The 12235-nt window shown below is 33.7% G+C and carries 15 protein-coding genes; 2 read left to right on the top strand and 13 right to left on the bottom strand.

Annotation, left to right across the window (positions count from 1 at the left end; genetic code table 11):
• Positions 1-13: 13 nt before the first annotated feature.
• Both hflK and hflC read left to right on the top strand, forming a co-directional pair.
• The gene (gene hflK, locus EW093_RS11935; protein ID WP_149568629.1) at positions 14-1012 is read left to right on the top strand and encodes an FtsH protease activity modulator HflK; all 999 of its coding nucleotides are present in this window, start codon (positions 14-16) and stop codon (positions 1010-1012) included.
• A gap of 2 nt (positions 1013-1014) precedes the next feature.
• Positions 1015-1932, top strand: a complete 918-nt coding sequence (hflC, locus tag EW093_RS11930) for a protease modulator HflC (RefSeq protein ID WP_149568628.1) — start codon at positions 1015-1017, stop codon at positions 1930-1932.
• A 49-nt stretch (positions 1933-1981) separates the two neighbouring features.
• Here hflC and EW093_RS11925 read toward each other — a convergent pair whose 3' ends face one another.
• The 13 genes from EW093_RS11925 to EW093_RS11860 all read right to left on the bottom strand — a co-directional run bounded on the left by EW093_RS11925 (position 1982) and on the right by EW093_RS11860 (position 12231).
• Entirely contained in the window at positions 1982-2584 is a 603-nt protein-coding gene (locus EW093_RS11925) for a pyrroline-5-carboxylate reductase family protein (protein ID WP_149568627.1), read from the bottom strand.
• 14 nt (positions 2585-2598) lie between these two features.
• On the bottom strand, positions 2599-2751 hold the full coding sequence (locus EW093_RS11920) for an NAD(P)-binding domain-containing protein (protein WP_149568626.1): 153 nt from the start codon (positions 2749-2751) through the stop codon (positions 2599-2601).
• A 2-nt stretch (positions 2752-2753) separates the two neighbouring features.
• Positions 2754-3023, bottom strand: coding sequence for an acylphosphatase (locus EW093_RS11915; RefSeq protein WP_149568625.1), 270 nt, complete (start codon positions 3021-3023; stop codon positions 2754-2756).
• 356 nt (positions 3024-3379) lie between these two features.
• Positions 3380-3676 (bottom strand): regulatory protein RecX, encoded by a 297-nt coding sequence (locus EW093_RS11905; RefSeq protein WP_149568624.1) that lies wholly within the window; start codon positions 3674-3676, stop codon positions 3380-3382.
• Positions 3642-4031 carry a 30S ribosomal protein S9 gene (gene rpsI / locus EW093_RS11900; RefSeq protein ID WP_187759899.1) on the bottom strand — a complete coding sequence of 130 codons (390 nt, stop codon included), beginning with the start codon at positions 4029-4031 and terminating at the stop codon, positions 3642-3644. The genes EW093_RS11905 and rpsI overlap by 35 nt, the downstream gene beginning before the upstream one ends.
• Positions 4032-4047: 16 nt before the next feature.
• Complete coding sequence (gene rplM / locus EW093_RS11895) at positions 4048-4476, bottom strand: 50S ribosomal protein L13 (RefSeq protein WP_149568622.1); 429 nt, start codon at positions 4474-4476, stop codon at positions 4048-4050.
• Positions 4477-4560: 84 nt separating this feature from the next.
• Positions 4561-5904, bottom strand: coding sequence for an alpha-amylase family glycosyl hydrolase (locus tag EW093_RS11890; RefSeq protein ID WP_149568621.1), 1344 nt, complete (start codon positions 5902-5904; stop codon positions 4561-4563).
• 92 nt (positions 5905-5996) lie between these two features.
• Positions 5997-6299, bottom strand: a complete 303-nt coding sequence (locus EW093_RS11885) for a hypothetical protein (protein WP_149568620.1) — start codon at positions 6297-6299, stop codon at positions 5997-5999.
• An 11-nt stretch (positions 6300-6310) separates the two neighbouring features.
• The gene (locus tag EW093_RS11880) at positions 6311-7036 is read right to left on the bottom strand and encodes a hypothetical protein (protein WP_149568619.1); all 726 of its coding nucleotides are present in this window, start codon (positions 7034-7036) and stop codon (positions 6311-6313) included.
• A 9-nt stretch (positions 7037-7045) separates the two neighbouring features.
• The gene (locus EW093_RS11875; protein ID WP_149568618.1) at positions 7046-9118 is read right to left on the bottom strand and encodes an ATP-dependent helicase; all 2073 of its coding nucleotides are present in this window, start codon (positions 9116-9118) and stop codon (positions 7046-7048) included.
• Positions 9118-10452, bottom strand: a complete 1335-nt coding sequence (gene rimO, locus EW093_RS11870) for a 30S ribosomal protein S12 methylthiotransferase RimO (RefSeq protein ID WP_187759697.1) — start codon at positions 10450-10452, stop codon at positions 9118-9120. Before rimO ends, EW093_RS11875 begins: the two co-directional genes overlap by 1 nt.
• Complete coding sequence (locus EW093_RS11865; protein ID WP_149568616.1) at positions 10430-11524, bottom strand: helix-turn-helix domain-containing protein; 1095 nt, start codon at positions 11522-11524, stop codon at positions 10430-10432. Before EW093_RS11865 ends, rimO begins: the two co-directional genes overlap by 23 nt.
• A gap of 2 nt (positions 11525-11526) precedes the next feature.
• Complete coding sequence (locus EW093_RS11860; RefSeq protein ID WP_149568615.1) at positions 11527-12231, bottom strand: LolA family protein; 705 nt, start codon at positions 12229-12231, stop codon at positions 11527-11529.
• Positions 12232-12235 lie beyond the last annotated feature (4 nt).

Raw genomic sequence — 12235 nt, 5'->3', positions numbered from 1 at the left:
GCAAGGAGAATTTATGTCAGAACAAGATGTAACAAATAGCATTAAAATGCCTAACGGACGATTTATAACTATTATAATGGTTATAGTATTAGCTCTATTAGTAATAGTAAACAGCTTTTATATTGTATCCCCTCAGGAACAAGCAGTGGTTTTAAATTTTGGTAAATTTCAATCCATAGAGTTCTCAGGGGCGCATTTTAAGATTCCGTTTATACAAAAAGTTTATAAAGTTAATACAAAAGAAGTAAAAACAATGACATTTGGATTTATTCAACAATCAGGTTTAGATTCAACTTATCAAACAGACTCTGCAGAATCACTACTATTAACTGGGGACTCTAATATCCTAGATATTAGGTGGAGTATTCAGTATCAAATAACAGTTCCTAGGGATTGGTTATTCAATGTAGATAGTAACTATGTAAGGGATGATAGAGGCCAAAAAATAGATAATAGGGAGAAGACTATTAGGGATATAAGTCTCTCTGTAATTAACCAATCTATTGGTAACTCATCTTTAAATAGAATATTTGAAGGGGATAGAACCAAGCTAAATATCGATGCACTTAACGAGATGAATGAAAGACTTACTAATATTGGTCTAGGAGTAACTATTTTAAAGGTTCAATTTGAGACAGTTGCAGCTCCTTCTGGTGCAGTTCAGGAAGCTTTTAACGATGTTACAGCTGCTACAGTTGAAAGAAATAGATTTATTGACGAGGGTAATGTTTACAGAAGTCAACAGATCCCCAAAATTAAGGGTGAAGCACAACGGGTTAAAGAGCTAGCTGATGGTTATGCAATTGAGAGAGTTAATCTTGCAAAGGGTGATGTTGCCAAGTTTATATCAATTTATGCTGAGTATAAAAAGAACCCAGAGATAACTAGAAAACGTATGTATTATGAGATGATGGAAGAGTTATCTAAAACTTCATCTGACATAGAACTTATAGATAAAGACTTAACCAATTTTATACCGTTTAAAAGTCTTAATACCCAGGGAGGTAACTAATAATGCCTAAAAAATCAACAATTAGAACACTTATCATATTAGCAGTAGTTGTAATAATAGGGTTAAACTCCATGTTTATTGTAGAAGAGGGTTACCAAGCTATAACTGTAAGATTTGGTAAAATTGTAAATACCTATACAAATGCAGGGGTTAACTTTAAAGCACCTTTTGTTGATAACGCTGAGGTTTTTCCTAAAAAGACACTCTCTTGGAATAATAAGCCAGAGGATATAATTACCAATGATAAAGAGTATTTACAGGTAAATGTAACAGCTAGATGGAAGATTATTGACCCAGTAAAGTTTTACGAAACAAATGGAAGTATCCAGGGTTCATACTCTAAACTAGATAATACTCTAGACCCACAAATTAAGACAGTTATTGCAACTAATAATAGGGTTGAAGTTGTAAGAAGTACAAACGAGATGTTAAATGATGGTTATAAAACTTCTGAATCTAAAGAGATATCAACAGGAAGAGAAGAAATTTCTAACCAGATCAAAGAGGGAGTTAACCCCTACTTTAAAGAGATGGGTATTGAGATAATTGATATTATTTTCAAAAAAGTAAGATTTAGTGATAAGTTAACTCAATCTGTATACGAGAGAATGATTAAGTCTAGAAATGTTATTGCTGAAGAGTACCGATCAAGTGGAGAGGGAGAAAAGCAAAAAATAATTGGTGAAACAGATAAGGATATTTTAAGAATTAGGTCAGAAGCAAATGCCTACGCCCAGGTTAAGAAGGGTGAAGCTGATGCAGAGGCTGCTAGAATTTATTCAGAAGCATATAAGGGAGAATCAGCTGAATTCTACGCCTTCTGGAGAGCTCTAGAGTCCTATAAAGATACACTACCAAAATTTAAAAAGACATTCTCTACAGATATGGAATATTTCCAATATCTATACTCATCTAAATAAAAGAAAAACCTCCTTCGGGAGGTTTTTAAGATATGAAAGTAATTAAATATTAAAATATATTCTCTTTGGTTTTTTTGTTATTATATTTAAGAGAACTCTCTATCACATTAGATACGACCTTTGGCATATTCTGCCTAATAACATTAACACCAACTTCGGTTAATCCACCCTTTGTTGCAACACGGTTTATTAATGTTTTATACTCAATATTCTGCTCTATTAGAGTTTTTAAAGTAGAAGAGAAAGTACTATTTATCATATCCTTAATAATATTTTTGTCGTAATTTGTATTTTCAGAGAATCTATCTACTAGAACCTCTAAAATGGTTGTAAACAGTCCAGGCCCACTACTGGTTATTAGGGTAAATAGGTCAAAATCCTTCTCTTCAACTACTATTGGAGTAGATATTTTACTAAAGATATCTTTAATATCCTCGGCACCCTTTGTAATTAAGGTATACCCTCCTAATGCTACAGTAGGCATAACCCTAGAGACTCTTCCTGGGTAGACCTTAGACATCTCTTTAATTAATAATGCATTTGAAACAGAGATAAAGTGTTTATCCCCCTTAATAACCTCTAAAATAGACTTCTGAGCCTCTGCAGTCACAGAGGATATAATTATATCCGACTTTTCAATTAGAAGCTCCACAGACTCTTCTATAATTAGAGAAGGGTAACTGTTTTTATACTTTTAGCTTTATTAATAGATCTATTGTATATTAAAACATTATAACTATCTAAACTATTTGTAGACATTAAATTACTTAATAATGCGTAACCCATCTCTCCTAAGCCGATAAACCCTATACTCTTCATTTTTAATCTATAACCTTAAAAGTTGTTAAATTTTCAGTTTCACACTCTGTATACTCTAGGCTTTCGACATCACAAAAATCGTTACCCCTTCTAACTAAGTCAGTAAAATAACTAAGCTCTACGTCACTTCCCTCTGCATGAAAGTCTACAGTGCCATTAGGATTATTACTTACCCAGCCAGATAGACCTAATCTATCAGCTTGTCTATATATATACATTCTAAAGCCAACACCTTGGACTTTACCAGTTATATTTCCTTTTATTGCCTTCATTATTCCTCCAAATTTTTAAATATCTGTATAATTAAGATACCTTCTAATTCTTCTTATATCAAACCCTTTTCTAACTAGTTTTGAAATTATAGCCTTAGGTTCTTTATTCTGGTTTAAATACTTATTAACACTCTTTCTAATAATTTCATCGTTGACTTCTTGGGTATATAGTTCATCTAAAACTTCTTTAGATATAGAACTACTAATTCCCTTTTTAATTAGTCCAGCAAGAAGTGAGTTATAGCTATCTAATTTTGACCTAAGCCTACTCTCAACCCATTTTACTGCAAAATTTGTATCGTTAATATAACCCTGTTTCTCTAGGTACTCAATAGCTCTATCTATACTAGATGAGTCTAGATCCTTGGAGAGTAGTTTTCTTTTAAGTTAAATTTACTGTATAATTGCCTAGAGAGTAGTGATATAGCTTTACTATAAGCTTGAACAAAGAGGGACTCATCTTTGATTTTTAATAGTAACGTTTCATCAACAACTCTACCCTTTCGGATTTTATTTTCTAAAAAGAAATCGACGGATAAAAAAAAAGAGGAACCATCCTCTAGAAAGATTCGATACGAACCCTGGGATGTCCCTCTTTGACAAGACGTAATAGTATAATTAACGTTTTGAGAATTGGAATTTTCTTCTGGCACCTTTTTGTCCAAACTTCTTTCTCTCAACCATTCTAGAATCTCTTGTTAAGAATCCATTAGCCTTTAAAGATGCTCTGTTAGTTTCATCTAACTGAACTAAAGCTCTAGATAAACCATGTCTAATTGCACCAGCTTGACCAGAGATTCCTCCACCTTTTACTGTCACAACGACATTGTATTTTCCTAAGCTATCCGTAACGTTTAATGGTAGTTCAACTTGGATAACATGCTCATCAACTGGAAAGAACTCTTTGATTTCCTTTCCATTTACTATTATAGTTCCGTTACCTTCTCTAAGGTATACTCTGGCAACTGAAGTTTTTCTTCTTCCTGTTCCGTGTGCTAAGTTCTTAATCACAATATACTCCCAATTACACTTCAACAGCTATTGGCTGTTGTGCTACATGTGGGTGAGTCTCACCTGCATATACTTTTAAGTTTCTAAAAAGCTGGTTAGCAAGTGGTCCACTTGATAACATACCTTTAACAGCTTTTTCCATTGGAGCTGTTGGTCTTTTACTCATTAATGTTTCGTAGTTATAAGCCTTCATACCACCCATGAATCCAGAGTGTTCATAGTACATCTTATCTTTCTTCTTATTAGCAGAAAGAGCTGCTTTCTCAGCATTAATTATAATTACATAATCTCCAACTTCTTGGTGTGGAGTATAACAAGCTTTATGCTTTCCTTTTAATAACATAGCAGCTTTTACTGCTACCTTACCTAAAGTAACGTCCTTGGCATCAATAATATACCAATTTCTCTCTACTTCAGCAGGTTTTACGAATATAGTTTTCATTTTCTCTACCTTAATATTCAATCTAATCTTGTAACGGGTGTGAAATAATCCCATGAATCGATAATAATGTCAACATCATAAAAACTATTTTACATAGATTTTAAACTCAAAACCTTCAAGAGAAAAACCTTGATTTGTTGCAATATCTACAACTTCATCGGTAAAACCATTTCTGTACTCAGAAGGCTGAGAAAACTCTCTTAAATTAAACTCTTTTTTCTCCTTATTAAAGTTACCAATAAACAGTACACGACTATCTTCTCGTTCTCGAATAAACGCTAATATAGACCTTTCTGTACAATTTATAAATTTAATGGTCCCTCCAGCAGCACCATTATATAACGACGTATTCTCTTTTTTAATACTAATTAGTTTTTTAAGTAACTCACTCTCTGATAAATCAGCCCAAGAAATTTCGTCCTTCTCAAAAAACTTTAGGGATCTATCTAAACCAGCCTCCTGTCCTGAGTAGATTAGAGGTATTCCAGGAATTAAAAAAGTAAGAGCTGTCATTAAATCCTTACTATTACCAAATCTATTATAAGCTGTTCCATTCCAAGAATTTTCATCGTGGTTAGTAATAAAGTTCATAGGAAATGTTCCACTAGGATAACGGCTTTCTACCTGTCTAATTATATCTTTTATTGCGGCTTTTTGACCACTTCCAGTTGCAGCCTTCTCCATAGCGTGAAGCATAGGCCAATTATAGTTACTATTAAATGCTGTCTGTAATAGGGCGTAGTTAGAAGAGTCCTCCGCTAACATAAATAGAGGTTTAATACTGTTTAATTCCATTGAGGCTTTATTCCAAAAATCAGAGGGAACACTACCTGCTACATCACATCTAAATCCATCTACATCACTATTTGTAACCCAAAATGCCATGGAATCAATCATTGCATCTCTCATCTCAAAGTTATCATAGTTAAGGTCGGCTACATCAGTCCAATCAGTACCAGCAGGGTGTATTATTTTTCCACCTTCTCTTGTATACCATTCTGGATGTTCATTTATCCAATTGTTATCCCAGCCTGTATGATTAGGAACCCAATCCAAAATAATTTTCATTCCTAAATTATGAGCCTGTGTGACTAATAGATTAAAATCATCAATAGTTCCAAATTCAGGATTTACTTTTTTATAATCAGAAATAGAGTAGTAGGATCCTAATGTCCCTTTTCTATTTTTTTCTGAAATTGGGTTTATTGGCATTAGCCATAAGATGTCAACTCCTAGCTCCTTAAGTCTAGGAAGGTGCTCCCTAAAGGCATTAAATGTACCTGACTTAGTATACTGCCTTATATTTACTTCGTAAATAACTGAGGAATCAAACCACTTCTCTTCATTACTCTGTTTTACAACTTCATTTGTTTTACATGAGGATAACAAAAAAGTAAAACTAATTATAATAACTACTAATTTTTTCATTTATTAATCTCCTACACATAGACTAACAGGTGAATTAATAGATAACAATTTATTTTATGTTTAGTTATATAATAAGTCTTAAAACGGGCAAATTATTTAAAACGCCTAATTCTTAATAGAAATACAAACATACCAAGGGCAAAGAAAAAAAATGGTACAACCTCAAAGATAAGCGGAAGTATAGGTATGCTTGAAAATTCAATTTTTTTATATAAAATAAAGCCAAAGGAGTCTAAAATTTGCAAAAGAGTCTCTAAATAGAGGAAAACAACTCCTAAGACCATTAAAAGCCAGGCTCCATCCCTTGTTTTAGACCAGAGAAGTAGAGATGTTAAGGCTGCTAAAAATCCAAAAAAAAGTTTTATAATAATTGCAACTACCATCTGATTTGTCATTTATATCCTCTTTAACTTAATGTTTTAACTATTTTAGCTATCTCTCCACTGGAGTAATCATTGCTTAAGACACCTATCTTATCCCTATCGTTTAAAAGTATACCACTATTTTCACACTTTTTAATTAAATTATAATAATCCTCATCTTCTAGATTAAAAACTATATATGGAGGTTTTAACTCGGTATTGGGGATGGTTCTATAATCATTATAAAAATCAGCTTTAAACTTCTTTAACTCAATATCATAATCATACATAGATCTTAAAATACCTGAAATAATTACCGGAGATATTAAGTCATTTTTTACTGTTAGCTCTTTTTTGCTTAGGATAACAGTTGTACTATTTAAACCGGGAAGGGGATATAGAAGAACCAAGACCTCGCACTTAGGATACTCTAAAAATGGTCTCCAATAGGAGATATAACAGCTCTCAACTGTTTCAAATAAGGGGTCAACTATCTGTGCCTCTGTATAATCCTTTAACTTTTCCTCATACTCTAAAAGGGTTACAAAACTATACTCATTAAACCTAGAAAGTAACTCTTTCTCTAACCTCTTTATATAGATATTGTTGTATCTAGCATATAGACCACGCTCTATTACATTTTTTATTGTAAGGGATAACCCGTTAGGTCTATGGCCTAAAACTGCCCTACCCCTATCCATTGAGAGGTCTAATATTTTCTGTCCCTTGTCACTATATAGTCTATATCCACGGGCTCTTTTTATAATCATAATAATCCTTTAATACCTTGCTATTTTCTCTAAAGGAGAGAACTCTGGTATAAATTGTTTTACCTGTCCTGTTTCAAATTTCACTAAGACAAGTTCATGTTTACCATTATCGGTAACCTTTATTATATAGCCTGAACCATAATCATCATGGTAGACATTATCACCTCTTTTAAATGTTGAGTTTGTAAAGGAGTTACTATTTGATGGGGTATCCCCTATAACAAAATCCTCGGGGATCTCCCCAAGAAAGATAGATGGAGAGCTATCTATAAACTTACCGTGGAGTATTCTACTTTTACAACTTGTAAAACAAAGCTCTTTTCTTGCCCTTGTAATACTTACATAAAATAGTCGACGCTCCTCTTCTAGTTCATCATCGTCCTCTAGCTTTTCACTTCTAGGGAATAGACCATTTTCCATCCCAGTAATAAATACCCTATCAAACTCTAAACCCTTAGTATTATGCATAGTTATTAGGGTTACCTTAGGAGTATCATCCTCTTCATCATCTCGATTAAATGAAGACTGATCAAGCTCTACTGCTTCTAAAAAATCTGATAATGCAGAATCACCACTATACTTACTTGATGAGTTAATTAACTCCTCTAGGTTGTCGACCTTACCAGAACCGATAGCTTCATCCTGGCTTCGGTGATAATCAAGAAGACCACTATCCTCTATAACCCTTCGAATAAAGTGTCCTAAATCCTGGGTGAAATCTAGCTCTTTAAGTTCCGATATAAAGTCGTAGAACTCTGTGCAACCTTTTTTTGCCTTACCCTTTAATAGAGTTGTTTTTAATATGGTTTCTAGGTAGTCATTATCATAGTTTCTACTATCTAAGATAATTTTATCTAAAGATGTCTTTCCTATTCCCCTTACAGGTTTGTTTATAACCCTTCTAAAGGCTATCTCATCCTTAGAGTTTAGGATAAAAGATAGTAGAGCTAGAGTATCTTTTATCTCTTCTCTCTCATAAAACCGTAGGGTTCCAATTATTTTATAGGGTATTCCACTTCGAATAAAGGTTGATTCTAACTGTCTAGACTGGGCGTTTGTTCTGTAAAGTATTGCGGTTTCATTAAGATCCCCATCAACTAGTTTGCTAGCTATAAACTCCGCCTCGGCCTCTCCATTTTCTAGGTATTTAATTGTAGGTTTTAAACCATCACCCTTACTAGTCCAGAGGGTTTTACCCAACCTATTTAGGTTGTTTTTTACAACCGCAGAGGCTATTGATAAGATATGTCCTGTACTTCTGTAGTTCTCTTCTAGTTTAATAACCTGGGTTCCTGGGAACATCTTATCAAAATCCAAAATATTTCGGACTTCAGCTCCCCTAAACTTATATATAGATTGATCATCGTCACCTACAACACAGACCCATGTATCCTCTCCAGTTAAATTTTGTAGAAGCTCAAATTGTGCTCTATTTGTATCCTGATACTCATCTACTAATATAACTTTAAATCTGGATTGAAACCTAGAACTAATCTCTTTATTGGTTGATAACAACTTTTTAGGTAGGGATATAAGGTCCCCAAAATCAACATTTCCTATCTCTTTTAATCTAGCCTCATATCTTAAGTAGATATTATTAAAATTAGGGTGAGAGTTTATATGGGTTAAGTTATCATCTGGAGATAGGTTGTCATCTTTACACCTGGAGATATCCCTAGCAAACTGTTTTATCTCACTTCTAGAGGCTGTAGGTACTAAACTCTTAATTAGAGCATTAACATCATCGTCATCGTATATTGTAAAGGATGACTTAAGCCCAAGAGAGTCTCCATTTCTACGTAACATCCATGCACCAAAGGAGTGAAATGTTTTTATCATTACATTTTCTGCTCCAGGAACCATGGAGTTGACCCTCTCCCTCATCTCTCCTGCAGCCTTATTAGTAAAGGTAACAGCTAAAATAGAGTATGGACTAAACCCAAGTTGATCAATTAAGTAGGCAATTCTAGTAGTTATTACCCTGGTTTTACCTGAGCCAGCCCCTGCTAATAGAAGTAGAGGCCCACCTTGAAATGTTACAGCCTTATGTTGTTGGTCATTTAAACCACTTAAATAGTCCATTATTCAACAACTTCAGCTATTAAATCCACAGATGCAACACTAAGTATTTTTGCCTTAATAACATCACCCTCTTTTAATCCTGAACCCTTAATAACAACAAGTCCATCAACTTCTGGGGCATCTATAGAACTTCTTCCAATAAAAAGATTCTCTTCTTTTACATCCTCTTCAATTAGAACATCAACAGTCTGTCCAATCCACTGAAGCAGTTTTTTAGGGGTAATCTGAGACTGAATATCCTCTAGAACTCTCTTTCTTTTCTCTGCAACTCTTTTGCTAAGTTTATCAAGTAGAGAGCCTCGCATATTAAAACTCTTTGTATCCTCCTCCCTAGAGTATACAAAAAAACCAACCCAATCTAACTGAGCCTCTTCTAAAAAGGAGACTACTTCAATAAACTCTTTTCTCCCCTCACCAGGATGTCCTAACATAATTGTGGAACGAATAATAGAGTCTGGCAACTCATGTCTTATTTTTTTTACTAGATCCAGGTGCTTCTTATAAGAACCCTTCCGCCCCATTTTTTTTAGAACTGTTTCACTTGCATGTTGAAATGGGATATCAAAATATGGAAGTATCCTAGAATCCCTTTTACAAACATCTAACAGTTGCATTGGGAATTTATCAGGATGTATATATAGAAGTCTTATCCAAAACTTACCACTTAAAAGTGATAATTTATTAAGAAGGGTAATTAGAGTTTTCTCCCCTAAGTCCTCACCCCAAGCTGCTAAATCCTGGGCTATTAAATTTATTTCAAAATAACCTTTATCAATTAAAGAGACAATTTCATTATATACATCGTCTAAAGTTCTGCTTTTAATCTGGCCTCTAATAATAGGAATAGCACAAAAATTACAGTTATTGTTACACCCCTCAGCAACCTTTACATATACAGAGCCCTTAAAATTGAAAGTAGTCTTTCTCTCTAACTGAGTAATCACATCATCTTTTTTTAATGCTGGTTTATCACCACTTAATACCTCAGCAACAATACTACCTATTTGCGAGGGTGCCTGACTTCCATAATAACCATCGGCTTCTGGAAATAACTCTCTTATGGTTTCAAAATATCTTTGAGCAAAACAGCCTGCAATTATTATTTTTTTATCTGGGTATGCCTCTCTAAAATCTAAGAAGGTCTGTATGGACTGCTCCTTTGCAGACTTAATAAAACCACATGTATTAATTATAATAAAGTCCGCCTCTGCGGACTCTTTAGTAAAACTATACTCATACTGTTCTACAGAAGCTAACATTGACTCTGAGTCAACCTGGTTTTTAGAGCATCCTAATGTCTCTATATAAAATTTAATATGCTGTTGCGTACTCAAGCCTATATTCATCCTTATCTTTAATATATAACCACCTTAGTGAAAAAACATGGACTTCTCCAGTTCTACCTAAAACTAAGGTCTCTCCGTTAATCTTAAGCTTTGTTAAACCTGCATTACTAGTCCAAATCTGTATACTTTTAGTAACATCCATGGATAATACACTGTTTTTTTGGTAGAAGAACTCTTTTAACTCTTCACCCTTAGCCTGATATCTAAAAAGTATGTCCCCTTCAAACTTAATTGAGAGGGAGTATGGTTCAGGAGTATACTTTTTAACTAGTATAACTTTGCTATCCTTTAATGTTGAATCTTCACTATCTAAACTAAGGTCGCTACTACTAAAAACAGCTACCTCTTTTATGTCATACTTAACCTTCATAATAGCACTGTTGTCAGAAAAACCACCAATATCCTTTAAAAACAGGGATACGATATACTTCTCATTTTTATAGACAAAGTCAGACTCAACTTCACTACCTAATTTTAAGGTAATAACCCTCTCGTCACCCTTATAGCTCTCTGTAAGTATTAGATTAGAATCAATCTCTCTAATTAAATATGTTACCTTTTCATCCCCAATATCTAGGGTAAAGGAGTCATCAACCCTTACCTTTTGGTCACTATAATCTGTGGTTATAATGTAATTTTTACTCTGCTTTTCACCTGCAATTCTTAACGCTTCTTTTCTATCATCAATAAAATTATTTACCTTCCTTACAACTGGGGGTAAGGCAAATATTAAAGTCAAAATAATTACAGGGATATAGATCATCCATGGTTTAATCTCAATCTTTTTATTAACACCCATTAATTCAGATAGGGGAGTAGGTTCATCCCTTAATAGACAGTTTTGGTACTCTCCATATACTAAATCGTAATCTAACCCTAAGAATTCAGCATAATTTCTAAGAAATCCTAGTAGATATGCCTCCGCCGGGAATACAGAGAAGTCCTCCTCCTCTAAGGCCTCTATATACTTCTTTGAAATATTTGTTTCATAAGCAACTTGGTTTATTGTAAAGCCCTTCTCTTCCCGCTTATTAAGTAATAGATCTCTTAGTGACCGCATACCTATTCATCTCCCTCTTTTACTTCTTCGTTTGTAAAAAGGAAATCAGTTAAAGTTGTTGCTGTTGGTGGTGCATCATAGTCAAAATACTTACTATCAATATTAGCATTTACATCAATATCAACAATATCTAAAATTATCTCTTCATCTGTTCTTGTAGTTGAAACTAATCTTCTAATAAAACCATCACTGGTTATAGACATAATAATCCTAGAGAAAGGCTCACTAAATTTCCTAGGAACAAGTCGTAACTTATAGACTTCTTCTGGATTATCATCATCTAATACCTCTAAATTTGGTCCATTTACATAACTAATACTGTAGTTAGAGTTAAATAGTGCTAATCCCTGGGATGTAAAACCAGATGTCTCTAGGGTTAACGCATCCTCTTCGCTATTTATTGTCTGCTCAAAAAGTGTCCCATGGGCAGGAACATAGATTGATAATTTTCTAGAGTTAACACAAAAAACTTGGTTTTCAGGATTAGTGTAATCCATTCTTAACAGATTAGGACTCTTATAATAAATAGTCCCTTCCTGAATAATATTACCCCTTATTCCTGTTGTGAATTTAAATGATGCCGTATAGGCTTCAATTTCGGCATATTTATTTGATATTGTTTCAAAAAAGTCCCCAGCTGTTTGCTGAGCAGACATAAAAAATGGGGTTATAATTAATAATATTAATAATAGAGATTTTTTTTTCAAAATA

The organism is Thiospirochaeta perfilievii (genome assembly GCF_008329945.1).
GTDB lineage: Bacteria > Spirochaetota > Spirochaetia > DSM-2461 > DSM-2461 > Thiospirochaeta > Thiospirochaeta perfilievii.
The sequence above is the reverse complement of the archived record's forward strand: the minus strand, read 5'-3'. Positions and strand labels throughout refer to the sequence as shown.